Source organism: Marinobacter sp. AL4B (assembly GCF_019916045.1).
Taxonomy (GTDB): Bacteria; Pseudomonadota; Gammaproteobacteria; order Pseudomonadales; family Oleiphilaceae; genus Marinobacter.
In genome coordinates this window covers 146,406-171,621 of sequence record NZ_JAILWZ010000011.1, presented here as the reverse complement: position 1 = coordinate 171,621, position 25,216 = coordinate 146,406, and the positions used below count along the sequence as shown (strand labels likewise).

23 protein-coding genes and 1 tRNA gene are annotated in these 25,216 nt (G+C 51.2%); 14 read left to right on the top strand and 10 right to left on the bottom strand.

Annotated elements, in window-relative coordinates; all coding sequences use genetic code 11:
- Positions 1-31 precede the first annotated feature (31 nt).
- Positions 32-493: a peptidylprolyl isomerase gene (locus K5L82_RS04945; RefSeq protein WP_133005554.1), complete on the top strand. Its 462-nt coding sequence runs from the start codon at positions 32-34 to the stop codon at positions 491-493.
- Positions 494-608: 115 nt separating this feature from the next.
- Here the strand turns inward: K5L82_RS04945 and K5L82_RS04940 are convergent, their stop codons facing one another.
- Positions 609-2,261 (bottom strand): electron transfer flavoprotein-ubiquinone oxidoreductase, encoded by a 1,653-nt coding sequence (locus K5L82_RS04940; RefSeq protein WP_223133398.1) that lies wholly within the window; start codon positions 2,259-2,261, stop codon positions 609-611.
- 331 nt (positions 2,262-2,592) lie between these two features.
- On the opposite strand from K5L82_RS04940, the gene K5L82_RS04935 reads away from it, so the two are divergent.
- Both K5L82_RS04935 and K5L82_RS04930 read left to right on the top strand, forming a co-directional pair.
- On the top strand, positions 2,593-3,342 hold the full coding sequence (locus tag K5L82_RS04935) for an electron transfer flavoprotein subunit beta/FixA family protein (protein WP_133005552.1): 750 nt from the start codon (positions 2,593-2,595) through the stop codon (positions 3,340-3,342).
- Positions 3,343-4,284, top strand: a complete 942-nt coding sequence (locus tag K5L82_RS04930) for an electron transfer flavoprotein subunit alpha/FixB family protein (protein ID WP_223133397.1) — start codon at positions 3,343-3,345, stop codon at positions 4,282-4,284.
- Between the two features lie 27 nt (positions 4,285-4,311).
- On the opposite strand, the gene K5L82_RS04925 is transcribed toward K5L82_RS04930, so the two are convergent.
- A complete protein-coding gene (locus K5L82_RS04925; RefSeq protein ID WP_133005550.1) occupies positions 4,312-4,767 on the bottom strand; it encodes a hypothetical protein in 456 nt (151 codons plus the stop codon).
- A gap of 11 nt (positions 4,768-4,778) precedes the next feature.
- The gene (locus K5L82_RS04920) at positions 4,779-5,108 is read right to left on the bottom strand and encodes a hypothetical protein (RefSeq protein WP_223133396.1); all 330 of its coding nucleotides are present in this window, start codon (positions 5,106-5,108) and stop codon (positions 4,779-4,781) included.
- 167 nt (positions 5,109-5,275) lie between these two features.
- Between K5L82_RS04920 and K5L82_RS04915 the strand changes: the two genes are divergently transcribed.
- On the top strand, positions 5,276-6,514 hold the full coding sequence (locus K5L82_RS04915; RefSeq protein ID WP_223133395.1) for a saccharopine dehydrogenase family protein: 1,239 nt from the start codon (positions 5,276-5,278) through the stop codon (positions 6,512-6,514).
- Between the two features lie 4 nt (positions 6,515-6,518).
- On the opposite strand, the gene cydC is transcribed toward K5L82_RS04915, so the two are convergent.
- The 4 genes from cydC to K5L82_RS04895 are packed head-to-tail and all read right to left on the bottom strand — an operon-like array spanning position 6,519 to position 12,233.
- Positions 6,519-8,120 carry a thiol reductant ABC exporter subunit CydC gene (gene cydC / locus K5L82_RS04910; protein ID WP_223133394.1) on the bottom strand — a complete coding sequence of 534 codons (1,602 nt, stop codon included), beginning with the start codon at positions 8,118-8,120 and terminating at the stop codon, positions 6,519-6,521.
- On the bottom strand, positions 8,113-9,786 hold the full coding sequence (gene cydD, locus K5L82_RS04905) for a thiol reductant ABC exporter subunit CydD (RefSeq protein ID WP_223133393.1): 1,674 nt from the start codon (positions 9,784-9,786) through the stop codon (positions 8,113-8,115). Before cydD ends, cydC begins: the two co-directional genes overlap by 8 nt.
- Positions 9,787-10,788, bottom strand: a complete 1,002-nt coding sequence (gene cydB / locus K5L82_RS04900; protein WP_223133392.1) for a cytochrome d ubiquinol oxidase subunit II — start codon at positions 10,786-10,788, stop codon at positions 9,787-9,789.
- A complete protein-coding gene (locus K5L82_RS04895) occupies positions 10,788-12,233 on the bottom strand; it encodes a cytochrome ubiquinol oxidase subunit I (protein ID WP_223133391.1) in 1,446 nt (481 codons plus the stop codon). Before K5L82_RS04895 ends, cydB begins: the two co-directional genes overlap by 1 nt.
- A gap of 187 nt (positions 12,234-12,420) precedes the next feature.
- Between K5L82_RS04895 and K5L82_RS04890 the strand changes: the two genes are divergently transcribed.
- From K5L82_RS04890 to K5L82_RS04845, 10 genes are all read left to right on the top strand, one after another.
- Positions 12,421-13,041, top strand: a complete 621-nt coding sequence (locus K5L82_RS04890; protein WP_223133390.1) for a class I SAM-dependent methyltransferase — start codon at positions 12,421-12,423, stop codon at positions 13,039-13,041.
- Positions 13,042-13,153: 112 nt separating this feature from the next.
- Positions 13,154-13,240, top strand: a tRNA-Leu gene (locus K5L82_RS04885).
- Between the two features lie 423 nt (positions 13,241-13,663).
- Positions 13,664-14,392 (top strand): NYN domain-containing protein, encoded by a 729-nt coding sequence (locus K5L82_RS04880; protein WP_223133389.1) that lies wholly within the window; start codon positions 13,664-13,666, stop codon positions 14,390-14,392.
- A 746-nt stretch (positions 14,393-15,138) separates the two neighbouring features.
- Positions 15,139-15,456 (top strand): antibiotic biosynthesis monooxygenase family protein, encoded by a 318-nt coding sequence (locus K5L82_RS04875; RefSeq protein ID WP_223133388.1) that lies wholly within the window; start codon positions 15,139-15,141, stop codon positions 15,454-15,456.
- A gap of 29 nt (positions 15,457-15,485) precedes the next feature.
- Positions 15,486-15,872: a tautomerase family protein gene (locus tag K5L82_RS04870; RefSeq protein WP_223133387.1), complete on the top strand. Its 387-nt coding sequence runs from the start codon at positions 15,486-15,488 to the stop codon at positions 15,870-15,872.
- A 200-nt stretch (positions 15,873-16,072) separates the two neighbouring features.
- Complete coding sequence (locus K5L82_RS16800; RefSeq protein WP_223133386.1) at positions 16,073-16,441, top strand: DUF3703 domain-containing protein; 369 nt, start codon at positions 16,073-16,075, stop codon at positions 16,439-16,441.
- Positions 16,442-16,549: 108 nt separating this feature from the next.
- A complete protein-coding gene (locus K5L82_RS04860) occupies positions 16,550-17,002 on the top strand; it encodes an ester cyclase (protein WP_223133385.1) in 453 nt (150 codons plus the stop codon).
- 105 nt (positions 17,003-17,107) lie between these two features.
- On the top strand, positions 17,108-17,440 hold the full coding sequence (locus K5L82_RS04855) for a YnfA family protein (RefSeq protein ID WP_133005536.1): 333 nt from the start codon (positions 17,108-17,110) through the stop codon (positions 17,438-17,440).
- 107 nt (positions 17,441-17,547) lie between these two features.
- The gene (locus K5L82_RS04850; RefSeq protein WP_133005535.1) at positions 17,548-17,868 is read left to right on the top strand and encodes a hypothetical protein; all 321 of its coding nucleotides are present in this window, start codon (positions 17,548-17,550) and stop codon (positions 17,866-17,868) included.
- A gap of 99 nt (positions 17,869-17,967) precedes the next feature.
- Positions 17,968-20,304, top strand: a complete 2,337-nt coding sequence (locus K5L82_RS04845) for a glucose/quinate/shikimate family membrane-bound PQQ-dependent dehydrogenase (protein ID WP_223133384.1) — start codon at positions 17,968-17,970, stop codon at positions 20,302-20,304.
- A gap of 41 nt (positions 20,305-20,345) precedes the next feature.
- On the opposite strand, the gene K5L82_RS04840 is transcribed toward K5L82_RS04845, so the two are convergent.
- The 3 genes from K5L82_RS04840 to K5L82_RS04830 form a co-directional block, all read right to left on the bottom strand.
- The gene (locus K5L82_RS04840) at positions 20,346-22,394 is read right to left on the bottom strand and encodes a TonB-dependent receptor family protein (protein ID WP_223133383.1); all 2,049 of its coding nucleotides are present in this window, start codon (positions 22,392-22,394) and stop codon (positions 20,346-20,348) included.
- Positions 22,395-22,430: 36 nt separating this feature from the next.
- Entirely contained in the window at positions 22,431-23,660 is a 1,230-nt protein-coding gene (locus K5L82_RS04835; RefSeq protein WP_223133382.1) for a GGDEF domain-containing protein, read from the bottom strand.
- A 99-nt stretch (positions 23,661-23,759) separates the two neighbouring features.
- Complete coding sequence (locus tag K5L82_RS04830) at positions 23,760-25,193, bottom strand: hypothetical protein (protein ID WP_223133381.1); 1,434 nt, start codon at positions 25,191-25,193, stop codon at positions 23,760-23,762.
- Positions 25,194-25,216: the final 23 nt, after the last annotated feature.

The following is a 25,216-nucleotide window of genomic DNA, read 5'->3' as shown; positions in this document are numbered from 1 at the left end:
ACATAGTCACTGCGACTCGCAAGGAGATCACATGGCCCAACCACGTGTTGTCACCATCCATTACACGCTCACCAATAACCAGGGAGAAGAGCTTGATTCCTCCCGTGTAGAAGGCCGTGAGCCTCTGACTTACCTGGAAGGTGCACAGAACATCATCGGTGGACTGGAAAGCGCACTGAACGAAAAGAATGCTGGCGATCAGGTTAAAGTTTCCGTAGAGCCTGCTGAAGGCTACGGCGAAGTTAACGAAGAATTGGTCCAGCCTGTTCCTCGTTCCGCTTTCGAAGGTGTAGATACCATCGAGCCGGGCATGCAGTTCCAAGCACAAACTCCGGGCGGCCCGCAGGTTGTTCGTGTTGTTGAAGTGAGCGAAGAAACGGTCACGATCGATGCTAACCACCCGCTGGCGGGTGAGACTCTGCACTTCGACGTGGAAGTTGTAGAAGCTCGCGAAGCAACTGACGAAGAGCAAGAGCACGGTCACGTGCACTGATCTCTTCCGAAAGGTTGATTAAAAACGGCTCCCTCGGGAGCCGTTTTTTTTATGCCTGAAAGACGCAAAAAAGCCGGGATTTTCCCGGCTTTTTTAGTCATATCAAAACAATGTATTACATGTTCGGATAATTTGGTCCGCCGCTTCCTTCCGGCGTTACCCAAGTAATGTTCTGTGAAGGATCCTTGATGTCACAGGTCTTACAGTGAACACAGTTCTGGGCGTTGATCTGGAACTTCTTGCCGCTTCCGTCTTCGGCTTCCATCACTTCATACACACCGGCCGGGCAGTAACGCTGCGCAGGCTCGTCGTATTTAGGTAGGTTGACCTGAATAGGAATATCCGGATCGGTCAGTTTTAGGTGAATCGGCTGATCTTCTTCATGGTTGGTGTTCGAAATGAACACTGAGCTCAAACGATCGAAGGTCAACACGTTATCCGGCTTCGGATAGTTGATCTGCTTGCAGTCGGCGGCCGGCTTCATGGTTGCGTAATCCGGAGTGGTATCACGGAACGTGAACGGCAGGCTTCCGCGAAGAATGTTCTGTTCCACGAATGCGATTGCGCCGCCAACATAGTTACCGAATTTGTGCATCGCCGGGCCAAAGTTACGTTCAGCGTAAAGCTCTTTGTACAACCAGCTGTCTTCGAAACGCTGTGCAAAGCTGGTGATCTCTTCGCCGTTCTTGCCTTCTTTCAGAGCTTCAAATACCGCTTCAGCACCCAACAGGCCAGACTTCATGGCGGTGTGAGAGCCTTTGATTTTGGAACTGTTCAGAGTGCCGGCGTCACAGCCCAGAAGCAGACCGCCCGGGAAGCTCATCTTGGGTAGGGCGTTGTAGCCGCCTTTAGTGATGGCTCGAGCACCGTAAGCTACGCGCTTACCGCCTTCCAGATATTTCTTCACTTCAGGGTGATGCTTAAGGCGCTGGAATTCTTCAAACGGGCTTAGGTGAGGATTGCTGTACGACAGGTCCGTAATCAGGCCAACATACACTTGCCCACCTTCAAGGTGATACAGGAACGAGCCGCCGGTAGAGCCTGACTCGTTCAGAGGCCAGCCAGTGGTGTGAACAACCAGACCAGGCTCGTGTTTAGCCGGATCTATATCCCACAGCTCTTTAATGCCAATGCCGTAGTGTTGAGGGTCTTTGCCTTCATCCAGCTTGAAATCGTTGATCAGGCGCTTGCCCAAGTGACCACGACAGCCTTCGGTGAACAGCGTGTACTTGGCGCGCAGTTCCATGCCAGGCATGTAGCCGTCTTTCTCGGAACCGTCACGGGCTACGCCCATGTCGCCGGTGATAATACCCTTAACCTGACCGTCTTCAACGATGGTTTCTGAAGCGGCAAAGCCTGGGTATACCTCTACGCCCAATTGCTCAGCTTGTTCGGCCAACCAGCGGCACAGGTTACCAAGGCTGATGATGTAGTTGCCGTGGTTGTGCATGTTTTTGGGCACAAAGGCATTCGGAATCTTGGTGGCCTTTTCCTGATCTTTCAGCAGGAAAATGTCGTCACGGGTGACCGGCGTGTTCAGAGGCGCGCCTCTCTCTTTCCAGTCAGGGAAGAGTTCATTCAGAGCGGTAGGCTCGAAAACGGTGCCTGCGAGGATGTGTGCACCAACCTCGGAACCTTTTTCCACTACACAAACAGTCAGTTCTTCACCGGCGTCTTGGGCCAGTTGCATGACTCGGCAGGCTGCCGACAGTCCCGCAGGGCCGCCGCCTACGATCAGAACATCAAATTCCATTGATTCGCGTTCCACGTTGGTCTCCTCATCTCATACAGCTTTAATGAATGTTATTTTCCGAAGGATAACGCATTTGACAAATCAAACAAACGTTTGTTTGAAATTTGCACTAACCTTTGGCATTGTACGTATACACCGAAATAACGTGTGTTTTGAGTCGATTTTTAGTATCGTCTCATTGCCTGGCCGGGTCAACCCGGTCGATTGGCTGTGAACGCAGGCATAGAGCGTCGGATGGGGCAATTACCCTTTCTGTTTTAACCTGCAGTATTGTCATGCTTTTTATGGCAGGCGCTCTTTTTAGCACTGTTCATCATTAAACCCATTGTAGAAGAACGAGGAATCTATGAAGGTTCTGGTCGCTGTAAAACGAGTTATCGACTACAACGTAAAGGTGCGCGTCAAGCCGGACAACACCGGTGTTGACCTTGCCAACGTCAAAATGGCAATGAACCCATTCTGCGAAATCGCAGTCGAAGAAGCGGTTCGTTTGAAAGAGAAAGGCGTTGCCACTGAAATCGTTGTTGTATCCATTGGCCCGAAGGCCTCCCAGGAGCAAATCCGTACTGCTCTGGCACTGGGCGCTGACCGTGGTATCCACATCGAGACTGACGAAGAAGTTCAGTCCCTCGAAGCGGCCAAGCTGCTTAAAGCTGTCGTTGAGAAAGAAGAGCCTAAGCTGGTTATTCTGGGTAAACAGTCCATCGATTCCGACAACAACCAAACTGGCCAGATGCTGGCCGCTCTGAGCGGTATGGCACAGGGCACTTTCGCTTCAGAAGTCGCTGTCGACGGCGAAAAAGTTAACGTAACCCGTGAAGTAGACGGCGGTCTGATGACTGTTGCTCTGAACTTGCCCGCGGTTGTTACCACTGACTTGCGTTTGAACGAGCCGCGCTACGCTTCTTTGCCGAACATCATGAAGGCTAAGAAGAAGCCCCTCGAGACAGTAAGTGCAGCTGACCTGGGCGTTGAAATCGCACCTCGTCTGTCCACCCTGAAGGTAGAAGCGCCTGCTTCACGTCAGGCTGGTATCAAGGTGGCTGACGTTGCTGAGCTGGTTGATAAACTGAAGAACGAAGCGAAGGTGATCTAAATGAGCATCCTGGTAATTGCTGAACACGACAACAGCAGCCTGAAGCAGGCTACTCTGAACGTTGTAGCGGCAGCCAAGGCCATCGGTGGTGACATCGACGTGCTGGTTGCCGGTGAAAACGTAGGCGCCGTCGCTGAAGCCGCTGCTAAAGCAGAAGGTGTTAACAAGGTTCTGGTTGCTGACAACGCTGCCTACGGCCACTTCCTGGCTGAAAACCTGAGTGAGCTGGTTGCAGAAGTAGGTAAGGGCTACAGCCACATCCTGACCTCTGCCGGTACCACTGGTAAAGACTTCATGCCTCGCGTAGCTGCGCTGCTGGACGTTGCCCAGGTTTCTGACATCATCCGTGTTGAATCAGAAGACACGTTTGTTCGTCCGATCTACGCGGGTAACGCCATCGCTACTGTAAAAGCTAGCGACAGCATCAAAGTTATCACTGTGCGTCCGACTGGTTTCGATCCAGTAGCTGCCGAAGGCGGTTCTGCTTCTGTAGAACAGCTCGACGTTGTTAAAGATGCAGGCTTGTCCTCTTTCGTAGGCGAAGAGAAAGCTGCCTCTGACCGTCCTGACCTGGCTTCTGCCGGCATCGTCATCTCTGGTGGCCGTGGTATGCAGAATGGCGAAAACTTCAAGATGCTTGAGCAAGTAGCTGATCTGATGGGCGCAGCCGTAGGTGCTTCCCGCGCCGCAGTTGATGCAGGCTTCGTACCTAACGACATGCAGGTAGGCCAGACGGGTAAGATCGTTGCACCTCAGCTGTACGTAGCGGTTGGTATCTCTGGTGCTATCCAGCACTTGGCAGGTATGTCTGACTCCAAAGTGATCGTCGCGATCAACAAGGATGAAGAAGCTCCGATTTTCCAGGTTGCCGATTACGGCCTGGTAGCGGACCTGTTCGAAGCTGTTCCTCAGCTGGAAGAAGAGTTGAAGAAGGTGCTGTAACCTTCTGATCTCTATTAAAAAGGCACCTTAGGGTGCCTTTTTTGTTTTAGAGATGATGCGTTTCTCAGCTTTGCCGATGAATAAGCTGTCGGCCAGTATGTGCGCGGCTCGATTCGTGGTTCTCACCACCTCATAAACCTTTTCACTTTTCTCGTGATGGGTTTTCTTTACCTTACGGGCTGTGTTCTTGAATTCTTCATCCTTGGCGAACCGGTCGATCAAACCAAAGGTGGTGTTGGCAATCACCTTGTGCACTTTCTCGACTGCGGTTGTGCCACCGGATACCGTATCTTCCATCAGCTTGGCTCGATTACGTACCTCCAGCAGCTCCATACGTTTTTGCTGAATCTGGCTCCGAGCCTGTAGCCGACTGGCGTTAAGAATGCGCAGTTTTTTACGCGAATCGGCGGACTGCTTGAAGCCTGCAGCCAGCAGATAGCCGCTCAACGTCAAACCCACACCGGTTGCTATTAATGTCATCATGTTGGCTTACCTCAGCGGTATTCAATCTGCATATCAACATCAATTTCCCGCGCTTCCAGTTCGTTCGTTAATTCCTTAAGAACTTCCTGATACACCATTTTTGTCGCCATGGTCGGTAAGCGGTCGCCAATCAGGCGTCCGGCTCTTGATTCCCGTTTGGCGAGGCCGATGGGGTCGCTCACTTTCAGAACAATGGCAAGTTCCGGGTCGGGTTGCTGTTCGGATATATCTTCACGCTCAAGCATTTGGTCAATCATCTTGCGTTGCTCCAACAGCTGCCAGAGTAGAAGGCCGCTAATGCACGCAAGTACGAAACTCGTTATAACCAGGAATACAGTCACGTATGTCCTCCGAGGCATTTGTTAAGGTAGCACCAGTTTGAACCTGCTTCGCTGTTAAACGATTGGCCGGAAAGACGCAGTTTTCATGAAAAGATGAAAGTAACACGCAGGATTAAACCTGTTACCATCGTTTTCATCATAAAATCCAATAAAGACAAGGACACGCAATGACCAACACACAGGCAAATTACGATCTTATTGTATTTGGCGCTACCAGTTTTGTAGGCCAGATACTCACCAGCTACCTTGCTAAGAACTACGGAATAGGCGGTGAGGTGAAATGGGCCATTGCCGGTCGCTCCGAGGGTAAAATGAATGATCTGAAAGCTACGTTGGGTGCCGACGCCGCTGACTTGCCCGTGCTGGTTGCCGATGCCAGCGACGAATCTGCTTTGACCGCCATGTGCGAACAAACCAAAGTCGTGATCTCAACGGTTGGCCCATATGCGCTGTATGGTGAGACGCTGATCAAGGCCTGTGTAACCACTGGCACCGATTATTGCGACCTGACCGGTGAGGTTCAATGGATTAGCCGGATGATCAAACGTTACGAAGATCAGGCGAAGGAAAGCGGCGCGCGTATTGTGCATTGCTGTGGTTTTGATTCGATCCCATCCGACATGGGGGTTTGGTTTCTGCAACAGAAGGCCGAGGAAACCTTTGGTCAACCGTGCCAGGATGTTCGAATGCGCGTGAAAGTAGCCAAAGGCGGCCTCTCTGGCGGCACGGTTGCATCCATGATTAACATCGCGAAGGAAGTCGGTGCCAACCCAGCGTTGCGTAAAGAACTCGCGAACCCGTTTTCGATCTGTCCGCCAGAGCACCGCTCGAAGACACGGCAGCCCAGCTTGAAGTCTGCAGAATACGACAAGGATTTTGGTGTTTGGCTTGCGCCGTTTGTAATGAGCGCCATCAACACCCGTGTGGTTCATCGCTCGAACGCGGTGCAGGGTGCCCGTTACGGCCAAGAGTTCACCTACGATGAAGCAATGATGACAGGGCAGGGCACGAAAGGCCGGTTGACGGCCTACGGTGTAGTAGCCGCGCTAGGGGCTTTTCTTGTCGCCTCAGCTATCAAGCCAACCCGCTGGGTGGTCGAGAAATTGGTGCCTCAGCCGGGTGAAGGTCCAACTCCGGAAGCCCAAGAAACCGGCTTTTATGACATTCGATTTATTGGCCGCACACAGAACGGCAAAACCATGATCACCAAAGTTACCGGTGATCGAGATCCTGGCTACGGATCAACCGCAAAAATGCTGGGTGAAGCCGGTGTCTGTCTGGCCCAGGATATTGGCGACAATTTGCCCGGCGGTTTCTGGACACCGTCTTCAGCAATGAGCGACAAGCTCCACACGCGCCTGACCAGCAACGCTGGCCTGACGTTCGAGGTGTTGGAAACCCGCTAAGCGCCTAATTCAGGTGCAGCACGTGGTCGGAAGGCAGTAGTGCTTCCGGCGCGTGCCCCAAGCTGATGACGGTACGGCCTTCAAGCCAGCGGTCAATCATTGGTGCGATACGCTTACGTGTATCGGAATCTACGCCGGTAAACGGCTCGTCCAAAATCAGCAGCGGAGCGCTGGACAGCAGTACTCGAGCCAGAACTAAGCGCCGGGCTTCACCTCCCGATACACGATTACCACTGCTTCCGAGCCATGTATTCAAGCCCTCGTCTTCTCGTGTGAACCGTTCTGCCAGTTCCACCAGTTCAAGTATCCGCCACAACTCTGCATCTGTTGCCTTTGGATTGCCCAATAGCAGATTTGCTTTTAAGGTGTCTTCGAACACTACGGTGCTTTGTGTCAGGTAGGCGCATGGCGGGTGCTGAAGCACTCCCGCCAGAGCTGGAATTACCCCCGCAAACGTATCGGCCAATGAGGATTTTCCGCTTCCAGACGCGCCAACGATCCCAAGCCGTTCACCAGCCTGTATGGTCAGCGAGAAATGCGTCATAACCGGCGCATTACCGGGATGGCCAATGGTCAGATCCTTCGCTGTGAACGTGGTGTTGGTCGTTGAATTCGCCGGCTTAACCGAGGAAGGCTTAACCTCTTCATTCAAGCGGCTCGCAGCCGCCACCGTTGCACCCAGTTTTCCAAATGTGTCCGGGAGCATGGCATAGACTTCGTTGAGCCCCAGCAGCACGATCGGCAGCATCACTAACACCGGGCCAGAGACAGATCCGTTTTGAAATAAGGCAAACCCGGCCCAGAGTACAAACACCGCGGCGAGGTTGATCAGTATCTGAGTCACTGCCAAGTGCCAGCCGGTCTGAGTTTCGATGACCGCCTGATCTTTGTCGAGCGCGAGCGATTGCCGTTTTAACAGGGCGGCGTGCTTCCCAATTCGCCCTGCGGCGGTCAACTCTGAAAACCCTTCCAGGTGCTCAATGACGTCGCTGCGCAGGTGCTCTTGGCGTTCAATCAGCTCGCCTGAAAGCGCTTGGGTTCGGCGATAAAGAAGCCAGCTCGCAATCACAAACGCGGCAGCCAGAAACGCCATTACGGTTAGAGCAATCGTAAGGTTAAGCAGCAGCCACACCAGCAAAACCACCAGCAAGGCCACCACCGCAGCCAGAGCAGTAGGCGCCACAAGGCGAAGGTATAGGGTATCCAGAGCATCGACATCGGCCGTAAGCCGAGAAAGCCAATGCGCGCCTTTCTGGCGGCCTCTGTCGCGATGGCCGGCTCGTGCCATTTGATTAAACAACGCTACGCGAATATCGGTCAACAGGCGTAGAACCGTGTTGTGGTTATATAGCCGCTCGAAATAACGGGTGACAGTGCGAGACACCGCGAAGAATCGAATGCCACCACCGGGCACGTACAAGTTGATGTAGGCCTGAATGCCGGCCGCAAACAACAGGCCTACTAACGCGGTTTCGGTTAAAAACCAGCCGGATAAAGCGAGCAGGGCAATGCCCGAAATCAATGTAGCTAACAGCAAAATCGCCCCTATCACCAAACGGCCACGACGTTGCAGTATCAAATTGAGCCATGGGCGAAGCTCACGCATCTGTCACCTCGCCATCGTGAATAATCAACAGCCGATCAGCCAGCGTCATCAGGGCTTGGTGATGCGTGGAAAGAATCAGGGTTTTGCCCGCTTCAGACAATTTGTGCAGAGCTTCCAAAACATGAATTTCACTGGTGGCATCTAAACCGGCGGTTGGTTCGTCCAGAATCACCAAATCGTAATCGGCCAGGAAAATTCGGGCCAAACTTAAGCGCCGGGCCTGGCCACCCGACAACCCTTGGCCATCTTCGCCAATCGAGCTGTAGATACCCTGTTCCCGGTGTTCAACCAGATCGGCCAAGCCGACCTGATGAAGGGCTTGTTCAATGGCTATGTCTGAGGCTTCCGGACTGGTCATTCGCAAGTTGTCAGCCCAGCTACCCTGAATCCAGAATCCTTTCTGACCTAACCAGCCAAATGGTTGTTCACCGCTGGGGTTACCAAATACTGAGATTGAGCCCGAAACCGGTTGAAGAAAACCGGCCAGCATATGCAACAGCGACGACTTGCCACCACCGGAAGGGCCGGTCAGCACGATGGTTTCACCTTTTTTAAAGGTAAGCGTCACGTTTCTGATAACGTCAGGGCCTGTGTCGTAACACAGAGACACCCGTTGAATTCCGATCAAAGAAGGGTCCGTCGTGTCCGCCGTACCGGTTGTTTTTACAGGCGAAGCCCGTTGATCAAGGCGCGCCAAAATTTCCGCGCTGGCGCCGAGGGCCGCAGCTCTATCATGGTAATGCTGGGACAGAGTGCGCAAGGGCTGAAAGAATTCCGGAGCCAATAATAAAATCAGCAGGCCCGAAAACAATGTAAGCTCAGAACTTGGCCCGAACGAGATGTACCCCAGCAGCCCGAAACCGATGTAGATCGCAATGACCGCAATCGCCACAGATGCAAAAAACTCCAGCACTGCGGAGGAGAGGAAGGCGATTTTCAGTGTTTTCAGAGTGATCAGGCGAAATTGGTTTGAACGGTGGTGCAGCGAGGCGCTGGCTTGGGCCGTTTGACCGAATAGCTGAAGCGTCGTCAGCCCCCGAACCTTGTCCAGGAACTGGCCTGAAAGCCGGCTGACGGATTCGAAATGTTGCTGGTTTACCTTCTCGGCACCCATGCCGACCAACGCCATGAACAACGGAATCAACGGCGCAGATAACACCAGGAAAATACCGGCCAGCCAATCCAGCCAAAACACCACAACCAAAATCATCAGCGGCACAAACACCGACAACATCATTTGTGGAAGAAAGCGCGCGAAGTAGCCGTGCAGAGCTTCTGCGTGATCAAGCCATTCCCGGGCAAGAGACGCCGCAGAGGTATCTGAGAGTGTTACGGGCCCGAGAGCCTGCCATTTACGATGCAGTTGGCGTCGAACATCCTTGCGGACTTCTTCACTGCAGCGCGCAGCGAAGCGTGATTGCAGGCCTTGGCCAAGGCCGCGCAGAACCAACACGGCCACCAGCCCCAGGAATGCTGGGGCAAGGTTGGCTATGGGTTGCTGCTCGATAACGCCCTGGTGTACCAGCCAGGCCAGCAGGGCCATCTGAGCGATGGTTGCCAGCCCAACCCAGACACCGGCCAGTACCGTAGCCCGTATCCAGCGCTGACTGCTCTTGGCTAACCCAGACAGCCAGCGTCGGACACGGGCCGGGTCCGACGGTTCCACTTAGTGATACCCCTCTCCGGCACGCACCTTGCCGCGGAACACCCAATAGGTCCAGGCGGTGTAAACCAGAATGATGGGAATCACGAACAGCAAGCCCAGCAGCAAGAACAGCTGCGCTTCCGGGGCAGATGCCGCATCCCAAAGGGTGTAATTGGGTGGCACCACATAGGGCCAACGGCTGACAATCAAACCGAGGTAAGTAGTAATAAACAGCCCCATGGTGGCCACAAACGGCATCCCCTCAAATCGATTGCGAACTGAACGCCAGATCTGAAACGCACACAGCAACGTTATGGCGGGTAAAATCCAGATAATACCGAGGTTCGAGAACCAGCGGTCCCAGACCATGTGATCAACGAAGGGTGTCCACACACTGATAATTCCGAACACCACCAGAACGGTGGCCAAAAGCGGCGTGGTAATGCGGTAAGCCCAATCTTGCAAACGGCCTTCGGTTTTTAGAATCAGCCAGGTAGAGCCCAGCAGGGCATAACCTGCCAACGTGCCCAAACCGGTTAACACGGTAAAGGGCGTTAACCAATCCAACGCACCGCCAACATAGACGCCATCTACGGTGTTAAAACCCTGAATGTACGCACCAACCACGGCACCTTGAGCGAAAGTAGCGATGGTTGAGCCGCCCGCGAAGGACCAGTTCCATAGGTAGCGAGAGCTGCGCGCCTTGAATCGGAATTCAAACGCCACGCCGCGGAAAATCAAACCGGCCAGCATCAAAAACACACCGATGTACATGGCGGGCAGAATGATGCTGTAAACCATCGGGAACGCAGCAAGCAAACCGGCCCCGCCTAGCACCAGCCAGGTTTCGTTGCCGTCCCAGACCGGCGCCACCGAATTCATCATGGTGTCTCGATCTTCTTCTGAAGGCGCAAAGGGGAATAGAATGCCGATCCCGAGATCAAAGCCGTCCATCAGGACGTACATGATAATTCCAAAACCGATGATAAATGCCCAGATGAGGGCTAAATCGAACACTTCCATTATTGTTGCCCTCCTTCATTGGCGATTTTCGCCGGATTTGCCGAGTTCTCTTCTGAATCGTATTCGAATTGAACGTGCGCCGCAGACATTGGGCGGGCAGGGCGGTCGGCCTCGTCTTCGGTATGGCCACCATCGCCTTCCAGCCCAACGAACAGCACTCGCATCAGGTAGTACAAACCGGCTGAGAAGATGGAGGCATACACCAGGATGTAGCCAATCAGAGTGAACAGCGCCATGCCACCGGTGAGTGACGGGGTGACGGATTCCGCCTGCGTCATCATGCCGTACACCAGCCAAGGCGCACGGCCCGTTTCGGTGACAAACCAGCCCGTTAAAACGGCAAGAAACGGTGCGATACTCATAGCCCGCAGCCCCTGCAGATACCAGCGAGCTTTATACAAACGGCCATTTATTCGCAGAACCAGCCCGGTGATGGCAAACAAAATCATCAGCATGCCAAGGCCAACCATCACCCGGAACGACCAGAACACAATTGCTACCGGAGGCTGTTCTTCAACCGAGACTTCATTCAAGCCAAGAATCTCGCCGTCGAAATCGTGGGTGAGAATTAAACTGGCGAGGCTAGGAATTCCAATCTCGAAATGGTTGGTCTGGTTTTCCTGATCGGGAATAGCAAACAACAAAAGAGGCACATTAGTGGAGGTTTCCCAATGACCTTCCATTGCAGCCACCTTCATCGGCTGGTGTTCCAGCGTGTTCAACCCGTGGAAATCGCCCACAACCACTTGCGCTGGAGCAATGAACAGCAGCAACCACAAACACATCGAGAGAGCTTTCTTGTTCGCCTCCACTTCGCGACCTTTGAGAAGGAACCAGGCACTGACACCGGCGACCACGAAACTACCGGTTAGGAAGGAAGCGAGCACCATGTGCATCAAGCGGAACTTAAAGGACGGATTAAAAATGGCCTCGCCCCAAGACAAAATATGAAACGTGCCGTCACGAAGTTCTGTGCCGGCAGGTGTTTGCATCCAACTGTTGGCAGAGAGAATCCAGAACGTGGAAATAAGGGTACCGATGGCCACCATAATGGCTGAGAACAGGTGCACCCCCGGTGGCACCTTATCGCGGCCAAAGAGCAGAACTCCCAAGAAAGCGGCTTCCAGGAAGAACGCGGTGAGCACCTCATAGCTTAGAACCGGCCCGAGGAAGTTGGCTGAAGCCTGCGCGAAGTTGCTCCAGTTGGTGCCGAACTGAAAGGACATCACGATGCCTGACACCACGCCCATACCAAACACTACCGCAAAAACCTTGGTCCAGAAGGTGGACAGAGTGATCCACACCGGATTCTTCGTTTTGTAGCCAAGCCCTTCGAGTAGGGCAATATAGGAGGCAAGCCCGATCGTAAACACCGGGAAAATGGCGTGAAATGACACGACAAACGCGAACTGGATTCGCGATAAAATGAGGGGATCTAGCTCCATAGGAACCTCCAGCAATGACATGCTTACAAAAGGGCGTAGCCCGCGCAGCAACAGCTTGGTGCATTTTGTAATATTGTTATTACCAGCGGTTACGGTAATGCTAACGTGATCATACCAGAGAAACGCGAGACAATTTGTCGCACTCTTGACATATCACAACAACAAATCGAGCCAACACGGTGAACCAATGAGTTTTTATGAAAACCGCATCCTGCCTCACGTCATCGATAAAGCCTGTTCGATGGGCCAGGTGATGAAGCTTCGCAGCCAAGTGGTTCCCTGTGCTAAAGGCCGAGTTCTGGAAGTTGGAATGGGCTCTGGCATAAACCTCGAATTCTACGATCCCGACCGTGTTGAAATGGTGTACGGCCTCGAACCTTCTGAAGGAATGCGCCGCAAAGCCCAAGCAAACCTCAACCGCTCGTCTATCAAAGTAGAATGGTTAGATCTTCCTGGCGAGAAAATACCGCTAGAAAATGACTCTGTAGACACCATTCTGCTGACATTCACCCTGTGCACCATTCCGGACTGGCAGGCTGCCCTCCAACAAATGAAACGGGTACTCAAGCCGGGTGGGGAACTGCTGTTCCTGGAACACGGTGAATCACCTGATAAAGGTACCTGCAAATGGCAACACCGGATCACTCCGGGTTGGAAAAAACTGGCCGGAGGTTGTCACCTGAACCGCAACATCGCCGAACTACTCAGGCAGGGCGGGTTCGAGGTTCAGCAGCTTGAGAACCTATACATCCCCAAAGCACCCAAAATTGCGGGCTATATCTACAAAGGCATTGCGATAAACCCATAAAAACAGCCGAATTGTTCGCAAAATAAACAGCTTGGGCAGGAAGTTAAAGATCGGAATTGCGTTAGGCAACGGAGCCTTATACAATCTCGACCTTCAGATTTTCCCCTCCTATGCCCGGATGGTGAAATTGGTAGACACAAGAGACTTAAAATCTCTCGACCGTTAGGTCGTGCCGGTTCGATTCCGGCTCCGGGCACCATTTAGATCCATAAGTTTGCCGATTCCCTCCTTGGTTGACCGTCGTCGTTCTCGCTATTCAAACCTGGTGTAGACCGCTTTGGCTGTGTTTTCTTACGGAACCCAAGCCTGCATTCTTCAGCCCCGTCGTAAGTAACCTGTTTCATCCATGTTGCCCGATTATTCCCTCGTGAAAACAGTACTCTCCTCGGCTTTGCCGATTCGTAGCCACGCTGAAGCGCAACCAGTCATTATTGAATGAGCAAAAACGAGAGGTCACGCGATTACTTGTTGCCAAAACTGCAATAAACTAAGCTACTGTTTAGGTTGGTAAATTGAATGCCCGAAAGGAAAGGGTGGTGCGGAGTTATGTAGAACGCACTTTTTTGCCATATTGTGGAACGCGGTCTAATTGCTGTTAAGTCTATAAGGAGTTCTTTTCTGAATGGATGAAAATAAACAAAAAATTGCATTGTTCATCGATGCCGATAATGCACCTGCTGGAAAGTTCGAAGATGTACTGAGTGAAGTCGCCAATTATGGCGTGGTGACAATCCGCAAAGCCTACGGCAACTGGAAATCACCTACGCTGAAGGCATGGGAAGATCTTTTACATGAATATGCGATCCAACCCATTCAACAATACGATTTAACCAAGGGGAAGAATGCGTCAGATATTGCCATGGTTATTGATGCTATGGACGTCATGTACACCAAGCAAATTGACGTAATGTGTTTTGTTTCATCGGATAGCGACTTCACGCCAATGGTTACTCGGGCTTTGTCTGAGGGTAAGGTTGTATTAGGGTTCGGAGAAAGAAAAACACCCTCACCATTTGTAAATGCCTGCTCTAAATTTCTTTTCTTGGATAGGGAAAAAGAAGAAACAAAATCCACTTCAAAACCTAAGAACATAAAATCAGATACTAAATTGATAAATTTGCTACGGCAGGCTATCGAGGCTACAGAAGATGACGAGGGCTGGGCAGCTCTTGGACCGGTTGGGGCAAATATTTCTAACAAGACATCATTTGATACTAGGAATTACGGTTTTAAAAATCTTAGCAGCCTCTTCAAGGCCATAGATTTGTTTGAGTTAAAACGCGGTCCAGGCAATTCCTATCTAGTACGAGATGTCCGAAAGAAGTCAGACTTAACAAACGGGTCAAGTTGATGCATTCCGCAGCGCTTCGCTCTGCTCCACGCACAACTTACCAATATCGTTAGGTTTTTTTCGATGATCGAGGGTATATGAAGAGTTTTCTGCTGAAAGCATGGAAAGATCCAGTATGGAGTAAAGTAATTTCATCTGGGTTAATATTTATTTTTGCAGCTTGTTTTACGTGGATATCCGGTCTTTGGCCTGAAGTAAAAAGCATATTGTTTTATATTTTATCTTTGTTCGTATTCGAAGTTGTAATCCCCGTCTGGGCTTTATGTCTAATCGTACCTTTTCTTGTATTACTTATTCCTTTTATTCACTCAAGAATACCTGATCGTGAGCCTGCTTTTATTAACTATAAAGCAGATCAAATTTTAGGAATTGATTGGTCGTAGAACTGGTCAAAGCCTAATTATCATAATGATAAATATTCAATCAGGGATCTTCATCCTCGTTGCCCTGATTGTAAATCCAGCTTAGAACTTAACGATTATTCAGGACAACTTGTGCATTGTATTAATTATGATTGCAAGTGGAAGTGGCAACAACAAGGTAATTTTGAAAATAGAATATCTCATTCGTCTATGTTAAATAGTAAGGTTTGGAATGTCATTGACAGAAAAATACACAACGGTGAATTCAAAACCTAACAAGCTGTTCAACAAGGACAAAGTACACTTGGCTTTTGCTCCTTCGCCGCTCATTTTAGCCAACTATATTTAGCCTGTTAACAGGGCGTTAAATGCCAAGAGGAAGTTATGTCAGGGATTGCTAAAACTCCAAGTCCCCCATATTACGCAGTGATTTTTAGCTCTGCCCGCACGGATGGTGATCATGGTTACGGTGCTATGGCAGACAGAATGGTTGAACTGGCCACTCAGCAGGAAGGGTTTCTTGGTATCGAGTCAGCCCGTGAGGATGTTGGTATCACCGTTTCGTACTGGGCAAGCGAGGAAGCGATCAGGAACTGGAAGCAAAATGCTGAGCACCTTGAAGCCCAACGTTTGGGCCATAAAGCGTGGTATTCCGAATTTAAAGTCCGAGTTGCAAAGGTTGAGCGGGCTTATGGCATTTAACATTGGCGTTATACATTGCAGGAGGCATCGTGATAGTCATATATGGAATCAAAGAACACCTTAACCCGGTCAAAGCTCAGCTCTCTGAGGTCGTTCACGGGTGCATGCAGTCCGTACTCGGTATGCCGGAAGACAAGCGGGCTCATCGTTTTATCCCGATGGATGCAGAAGATTTTTATTACCCAGGTGGCAGAACGCCAGCCTACACTGTCATCGAGATCAATATGATGCAGGGTCGTGCTCCCGAGACCCAAAAAGCTCTAATCAAGGAACTCTTCAACAAGATTGAGTCTGTGGTTGGTATCTCACCTGTGGATGTTGAGATAACAATTAAGGAGCAACCCGCCCATTGTTGGGGATTTCGGGGTATGACCGGAGACGAGGCGCGTGACCTAAAGTACTCAGTCAATGTATAACAAGTCACCCAAGTATGTTCCCGGCCTAAAGGCCGTCTATCTGCCGGGCCGCCGCTTAGCTTGGTGTTATAAACCAAGGTTCTGGTAATTGTTTGATGGTTTGTTTCAGTGTCGGATCTCAATAGCATTCCCGTTGCGGCTTCGCCTACACTACAAAGCCGTGCGTGCTGCAGGCGTTTTACTCCTCTGAGGAGGTCTCTATGCAAAGTGGTTTTTCACGACGAATAGCTCCATACGTCGAAGGCGAGCTGGCGAACGCCAAGCGGGCAAATTTAGCCGGTGATGCTCAGCAAGAATTTGCTTATCTAGAGCGGTCGCACGTTATAGGACAAGAATCAACGTACTGGCACGTTAAGGTCCATATATTGATGCTAGTGTGGGCTGTTCGAAATCGTTCAGTCCGAGAGGCGGTTGGTCAGGCTTTTCGGATTGTGGGCGCTGCGACGAAAACAGCATTTGGCTTGGTCCCATCGGGCAATACGGGTGGCGCAAATGTTAGCCCGTTTAGGGAGATGCCAATCGGGCCAGATTTGGCAGCTATGATTCAAAAGGCCAAGTCCAGTGTATAACCGTACGCGCCACACGGATACTCTTGTCTCCGCTGCGCCAAGGTCACCGGTGCGCTCTGCGTTAGACCCTATGCCAGAAAAAATTACCTAAGAGACAAGGAATGAACAATGAACGATTTAGTGAAAATAACTAATAAATACAAAGAAATTTGCACTACAGGAAATCTAGATGAGTTCGATGAGTTAGTTCATCCAGAGTTCGAAAGGTATGCGGATGGAAAAACTCAAAAAGGCGTTCAGGAACTCAAGGAAATTATTGTATTGGCCAGAGAGCTCAACAGTAATTTAACGGTGACGGGCGTAGAAGATATAGTGGCCGGAGATAGAGTCATTACCCGAATAGAGGTTAGTGGCGTGTTCAATCTGACGAACAAGCCATGGAAAGTAAATGGCGTGGCTATTTACCAAATAAAGGAAAACAAACTCTATCGACAGTGGGTGGAGGTAGATGCACTCAGTGGGTCAAGTCAAGCTGGTATGGCTCTTGTTCCGACTGCAAAGGTCGCCTTGCCGTTTTTGAAGAATTTCAGAAAATACGGCGCTCTGCTTAAAGAAATTTGATTGTGAGAAGTGACGTATAACAACTGTTTCCAGATGACGATGGCCGCCGAGCGGCAGAGAGCCGGACCATACAGTCATCGAGATCGACCTAAGGAATAGTTTCTTTTGTCTGAGTTAAAAACCGTAGGCCTGTTCCTAGTCACCGCGTTAGCGGAAATTGTGGGCTGTTATTTGCCATATCTTTGGCTTCGTGAAGGTAAAACCATCTGGCTTTTGGTGCCGGGCGCGCTCAGTCTTGCGGCATTTGCCTGGCTGCTGTCCCTACATCCGACCGCAGCGGGCAGAGTCTATGCTGCATATGGTGGCGTTTATATTTTTACGGCCATACTCTGGCTTTGGACAGTGGAGGGCATCCGTCCAACGGTTTGGGATTTTGTTGGCTCAGCGGTTGCGCTGACAGGTATGGCCATCATCATGTTTGCACCGCGCACCACATAACGGCGACGGCCGCTCTGTCTAATCAGTGCTACGCTGTTTAAAGGAGCTGTTTTAACCTTTTAGGTGACGCGGTTCACCCTGGTACCCTGACGAAATTGGAGTCCAAGATGACCAACAACTTAATCAAAAACATGCTCGATGATTGGGAGCAACATTCCAGCCAAGTCAAAGAACAGGTAAGTACCGAAGTTGTTCTCAACAAGGCGGACTTGATCAAAATAGAAGCGCTTGCCGAAACCTACGACTTACCGCCCAGTGATTTACTCGCCGATCTCATTAGCTCCACCTTGTTGGGGATAGAAGAGCAAATGCCCTATGTTCCTGGCGATAAAGTGATTCGAGTCGAAGAGGGCGAGCCTATATACGAAGACGTAGGGCGCACGCCTGTGTATATGGCCGCAAAGGCCAGGTTGGAACAAAAGCAATAAAACTATACAGAGTTTACGCCGCTTCATTTTAAAACTTCCCTTTTCGCAGTGAATTTGTCTGCGTAACATGGGAAGCTAGCTAACAATGGAGCTTACTAAATGATTCTATTCACTATTTTATTGTTACTACTAGGCTTAGTGTTACTAGCCGGTGGTGTGTGGCTGGCCTCTCTGGGAGGCAGCCTGTATTACGCCATCGCAGGTATAGCGCTCATCATCGCGGGACTGGCATCTAAAGCGCGCAGGCCAGTCGCTCGTTGTGTATACGCTGCGTTTCTGGCGTGTACAGCAATCTGGGCATTATGGGAGTCCGGCCATGATTGGTGGCCGTTGGCCTCACGCCTAGGGGTGTTTCTACTGCTTGCGATCCCGCTGCTGTTTCCTGGGCCAAAAGCTCAGCGAGGCGGCATTATGGTGTTGGCTCCGGTATGGGTCGTCGTTGGCCTGATCACAGTATCGAGCCTTGCCTTTGATCGGCACCGGATTGATGGTCAGCTTAACGATCAGATTGTTTCTGCCGATCCCGAAATGGGCGACATCTCTGATGAGAGCTGGCATGCCTATGGAAGAAGCAACTTCGGGCAACGTTATTCACCGCTGGATCAGATTACTCTTGAGAACGTCGGCAACCTCGAAAAGGCCTGGCAGTATCAGACCGGTGATCTGCAATTACCAAAAGACGTGGGTGAGATAACTTACGAAGCTACACCGATCAAAATAGGTAACAGTCTGTTTCTGTGTACACCGCATAATTGGTTAGTGGCATTGGATGCAGATACAGGCGAGGAGCAGTGGGTCCATGATGCGAACGTTCCCATGGAGAGCCAGCGACAGCACCAGACCTGCCGGGGCGTATCGTATCTTCCGCCGTCCGAAGGTGATACCAACGAGATAGACGTTCAGCTGATTAAAAAGCCTGCTGAGGATCTGGCCAGCGTGCAGTGTGATGCCCAGATCTTCATGCCGACATCGGATGCGCGTCTATTGGCTGTGGATCCGGAGACAGGCGCGCGTTGCAGCGGGTTTGCCGAAGACGGCTCTCTCGATTTGATGCATAACATGCCGTTCAAGCAGGCCGGTTTTTATTATTCAACGTCGCCGCCCGTGGTTGCCAATGGCTTGGTTGTTGTAGCAGGTGCGGTAAACGACAACTACGATATTAACTCGCCCTCCGGTGTCATTCGTGCGTACGACGCTAAAACCGGCGAGTTGCAGTGGAACTGGGATCCCGGTAACCCCGAAGAAACTGCGCCGATTGCTGAGGGTGAAACTTACAGTACAAGCACACCAAACAGCTGGGCGGTTGCAAGTGCAGATGAGGAACTCGGGCTTATCTACTTCCCGATGGGTAATCGGGTGCCTGACCAGTTGGGTATGTACCGGAGTGAAAATGATGAGAAGTATGCCTCATCGGTGGTGGCTCTGAGCATAGAAACCGGGAAGGTTGCTTGGGTGCAGCAATTTGTTCACCACGATCTGTGGGACATGGATACCCCAGCGCAGCCTAGCCTTGTGGATTTGGACACTGAAAACGGCAAGGAGCCTGCACTGGTTGTTCCAACAAAACAAGGCGACGTTTATGTTCTTAATCGGAAAACCGGGGAACCCATCATTCCGATTTCTGAACTGAAAGCGCCGCAGGGTACGATTGAGGGTGATTACGCTGCCGAAACTCAGCCGATATCCGGTCTTTCCTTTCGGCCGCCCGAGTTAACCGAAGCGGATATGTGGGGTGCAAGTGCGGTAGACCAGATGATCTGCCGTATCAAATTCCGATCTCTGAATTACGAGGGTCAGTATACGCCGCCTTCAGAGCAAGGCACGATCGTCTATCCCGGTAATTTCGGTGTCTTCAACTGGGGCAGTATAGCCGTCGATCCTGAACGACAGGTGATGTTTGGTATGCCGCTGTACTTAGCGTTTACCTCTACGCTTGTACCCAAAGATGGAGCTGATCTTGGCGAGACCAATCAAGGTGAGCAAGGTGTGAACGAAAATGCCGGGGCCCCTTATGCTGTCGATATGAAGCCATTTCTCTCTCCCATGGGCATTCCTTGTCAGCAGCCCCCTTGGGGCTATGTGGCAGGTGCGGATCTACGCACAGGCGAAGTGGTTTGGAAGCGTAAAAATGGCACCATTTACGATATGACCCCATTGCCATTGCCTATCGAGATGGGTGTGCCGGGAATTGGTGGCCCCATTGTCACCGCTGGTGGGGTGGCCTTCATGGCGGCGTCGGTAGACGACTACCTCCGGGCCTATGACCTGACAACAGGCAAACAGATCTGGGAAACACGGCTGCCAGCAGGCGGACAGGCGACACCGATGACGTACCTCAACAGTAAAGGGGAGCAGATGGTGGTTATCGTCGCCGGAGGCCACGGTTCGATTGGAACCACCTTTGGTGATTACGTGATTGCCTATAAGCTGCCTTGACCTGATGTATCTAGCCCTGCCGGTAGGCCAGGGCTAGAGCTTTAGAAAGTAAATTCGAGCCCGGCGTACCAAGTGCGTCCGGCTTCGGGCTCAAAGTAACGATCATTACTCGCGTTTATACGGACATTAGCGAAATGGTTTCTGTCTGTTAGATTTCGTATGCCAACAAAGCCCTTCAGTAGGAGATTCTGGCCGGCGTACAGGTTGGTTCCGCCCCGCACATTCAACAGCCAGTAATCGTCGACTTTTACATCGTTTCCGTCATTGGCCACCATATCGCCCACGTAGAGCGCATCCAGTGCTGCAAAATTGCCCCGCAGACCGTGCCATTGAATGCGATTGTTCCACGTCTCCTCGGGCAGCCCCGGTAATCGGTTACCGTCATACCGTTCGCTCCCGGAGCGGTAGTCCTCAAATTTATAACTCGCCAACGTCAGTGCGCTGTCTAGGCGCAAACTCGGAGTTAATAGCCAGCCAATGGAAGCCTCCATGCCTTTGCGAATTGTATCTCCGGCGTTGCGATAGAAAGTTCGGTCATCCGGTCCCTCCAGCTCATAAGGAACGAGTTCGTCTCGAACATCTACCCAGAAAAGCGAAAGGTCGTAATCGATCCCGTTATCGAATGCTCCACGCAAACCCAATTCATGATTCAGAGATTTTTGAGGTTCGGTTTCGGGGTTCAAGCCGCCGACCCCTGATGGATTGGCAAACTCGGAGAACGTTGGCGTTTCAAACGCGGTGCTGATATTGGTGTAGGCTTGATGAGCATTCAGGTATTGATAGCTCAAACCTGCAGAGCCGCTCCATTCACGAAACGTCCGCTTCCCGCTTTGGTCTCCATCCGATGCAAAATCGTCATCAACTGTCATGCGAATTCGGTCGAAGCGGCCACCCAAGGACAGCATCAATTGATCTGTGAAATTTAGATCGCCTTGCGCAAACACGCCTAACGCCGTTGCGGTTTGCAATTCGTCTGCAGTCAGGTTTTGCAGATTACCGCTGAAACTCATTTCTCTGCGAATGCGGTCATCTCGCTGTTTCCGTGCTTCTACCCCGGCTACGTAGCGAAAAGGTAGTCCACGTAATTCAAGGGACTGCCGGTAATCAACTCTCGCCCCGAAATAGTCACGGTCATAATCTATTCGGCTATCACCAGGGTAGGGCAGCTGCTGCTCAAAATTACGCCGTATGTAAAAGCTATTTACGTGCAGTTCACCCGGCCCCGCGGATAGGTCCTGATACTGCAAGCCAAGTACTTGCTGATCGACGGTTTGCCCGGTATCAAACTTCTCGGTGAATTTACCTGCCTGGGCTTTATCTTCTCTCACTTGCTCAGCGGTCAATGCTCCCGGATCTTCAGAGCGAGGGTTCTGTAGCAAGTTGATGATAGCGGTCACAGAGCGATCGTCTCCGAGTTCGCGGCGCAGCATAGTATTGAGCAAGTATTTTTCAACGTTCGCCTGATCACGATAGCCTTCGTAGTTAAGTGCGGAGGCGCTTATGCTGTGCGACCAAGCACCATCATGGCCGCTATTGGTTAGTGAAAGTTTGCCGAAATTTTGGCTGCCGCCTGTCATTCGAACCGATGTTTGGGCTGGCTGAGAACGGCCATCGGCTGTTGTTACACTAATGACACCTCCCGCCGCATTGCCATACAGAACCGAAGCAGGTCCTCTGATCACTTCGATACGTTTAGCGGTATCAAGGTCGATTGCGTCTAGTTGTGCCTGCCCATCGGGTAGGGTGTATGGAATGCCGTCAACCATAATGGTAATGCCACGAACTCCGAACGGTGCTCGGGCCCCAAACCCGCGTATCGCGATGCGTTCACCTTGAGCAAAGTTCTCATGGTTTTGCATGTAAAGCCCGGGCACTTGGGTAAGGCTCTCATTTAGCTTTAATCGCGGCTGACCTTCCCGAATGGGGGCCTGTCGAACAACCGATAAGGCCGCGGGGGTTTCATGTAGGGAACGCTCCAATATCGGGGAAGTAACCACTATATCGGCAAGCGCCTGGGCGTAAACGGTAGGTGTGATCGTGGGAGCAAGCAGCCCACTTAGGATAACAGAGGGATATTTGAGAGTTTTCATAAACCTAGTGTAACTAGGTATAATTTAAAGTCCTAGCTAGATATTGCAGTGGGCAGTTGGATCCACATCAGCGCCTGCTTCCAAGCTCTGACTGGCTGAAGCCAATACAACAACGCGATTTCGCCCCTGTTTTTTGGCCGCATAAAGCGCATTATCGGCACGATGCAGCACTGCACTCCACTCGCGGTCGCCAATACAGTATTGGGCCACTCCGAAACTCGCTGATATCGCCAAGTCTATATCACGGCCGAGTTCTATCTGGGTTGCAGCCGTTTTTGCTTTGAGTTGCTCCGCAACATGCATTCCTTGCTCGGTGTTATTGTTTGGCAATAGCAATACAAACTCTTCTCCACCGAATCGAGCGACTACATCATGTTTGCGCACTCGACCTCTGAGGATGTCGGCGAAGCGTTTTAGAACCTGGTCACCTACATGATGACCGTACTGATCGTTTACTTTTTTAAAGTGATCTAAATCGCACATGATGATGGTGAACGCACTGCCCGAACGCAGTGATCGGCTGAACTCAATTTCACAGGCTTCGTCGAATGCCCGTCGGTTATAAGCCCCCGTTAATGGGTCGACGCGGGCGATTTCTGACAGTTCATGTTGCAGTTCATCGGAAGCCATCCAAATCGTGGCGAACGACGATAAAATAACCAGAAACTCACCTGCGATTACCGCCAGAGAACTGAGCAAGCCGGCATTCATGAAGTTTTCCGGCGGAACGTCATAAAACGACCAAAGCACACGGAAGATAAAAAAGGCAGTCACGATCAAAAACATGCCAATAAGCATTCTTGTGACCGAACGGCTTCGGGTCTCTGGGTGTTGTAATAGCCCCCAGGCACCGATAAAAGAAGCGACAGCAAAAGTGGCTGAGAATGCCTGAATGCGAGGACTTACATCGGGGACGTGGAACGTAAAAAAATACAAAACCGGTGCAAGAAACAGCAAAAGGGCGGGGCTTAACCAACGCTCAAAACGCAATGAAATACCAAGAAATCGGAACAGTCCCCGGTAGATCAGAATTACACCCATAATGATCGCCAGGTTGGAAAGCACAACGGAGGCGAAATCATGAATAAAATGACGCAGGCCGAGCAGGACGCAACCGCCACCAATCAGAAAATAACCGGTACCAATCGTTTTTATACCGGAGAATTTGGCATGCTCTCTGGAGTAAGCAAACATGCCCAGCCCGAACACAATACTGAACAGCATCAAGGTCAGGCTAAGGGTGCGAAAATCAAGCTGGATTGACATGGGCATTCCTGTGACGACACGGCAGCAGCGTCCAGCGCCCCTACGAGGCTTTATAGTATACTTTAGCTACATTATTTGCAGCCGATAATTACACGTGTCTCAGTTGCTGCTTTGGCGCCTTTCTTTGTTTTTCTCTTTGTCTTTTTTCTTTTTATCCTGTTCCTTTTCTTCGCCCTCTGGCTTGGGCCAATTCGCCTTCTTCTTTTCGCACTCCACAATACCACTACTACTCAACCGAAGGCTCCAGCGTTGGGCAGACGAGTGTTCATGGCCGGTCTGTGAATACACCAGCAGCAGGTCGTAATCGTGCTGTTTCTCGATGGGATGCGCTTTAATCTCAGAGGTAAAATCGTCCTTTTCACTCCAGGTGTACAGTTTATTGGTTGTGGGCTGAATCATTTCGCACAAGGCTTCGCAATCCAAGCTCAGGCGTTCCTGAAGATGGCTTTTCTGAAGTGCCGAATGATCAAAGTAGGTCACTGAGCGATAGCACACGATTTGCTGGGTTTCGTTTGTTACCCATTTGCCTGAACTCTCTTTTACCTGTTTGGGCAGGTCTGCACGTTTTCGATAATCCAGCCACACGCGTTTCCCTGCGAAAGGTTTGCTAGTGTAGGGCGTTAACAGGCGAATTTTCCAACGAGGTTTGCCTTTGCGTATCCAGCGGGTGATGGCGCTGATCATATCGTCACGCAACAAATCACGGGCGGCGTAGATCAGTGCAATGCCAAATAATAGGCTGAGTGACAACTGTTCGCTGATCGTTCGGGTGTTAAACAGAATGTAAGTAAACAGCGCCATAATGAGCGTGGTTGAAACGGCCTTGACGATCTTGCGGGTGCCTTCGCCGAGTTCAATAACTTTAGGCCGAAGCAATACGGGATATTCAAGCAGTCGGTGATAAAGGCCCATTCGGTTCCAAACCCGTGTCGCATTACCCTTGAAACTGCTTTGGTACTCGTGTTCCTGGCGATGCTGGTATTCCCGCTCAAGAAATGCGATCACAGATTCACGAATGTCTTCCCCCAGCGCATCAAAGTCTTCCATCGCCAAACATTCCAACAAAAACTGTTCGGTATGCCACGAGTAATAAATGTCGGCCAGACGGTAGTAGCGTTGTTGGCTGCTTTTTGCCGGGGAGGAGTTACGCAAACGCTGAGCAAAGTTACGACTTAGGCGGAGGGCTCGGTTAATCAGGTCAACGCTCAGACCAGAGTTGTCGATTTGCTGGCGCAGCCTTTCCATCGAAGCGCGGTATTGGAATAGCCAGGAGCCAAAGGTGATCTCATAATGAGGCGAGAGCAGGGCGAAGGCTTGGTTGGATTTGCCGATACGATCCTGCTCGGGCAGGCCCAGCAAACTGAACCGGTGCTCAATGGATGTAAACAGAAATTGCTGTTCTGAAAGCGTCCAGGAGGTCAGGCTATCTTCGTGGGGGGTGAACAGATACAGGTCTACCTGATATCGCCCCGGTTCTGACACCGTGCGAGTCAGTTGTAAGCGATGGTTACCTTTGCGTTTCAGTAAAAACACGTTCTTCTCCCAACAACCAACGC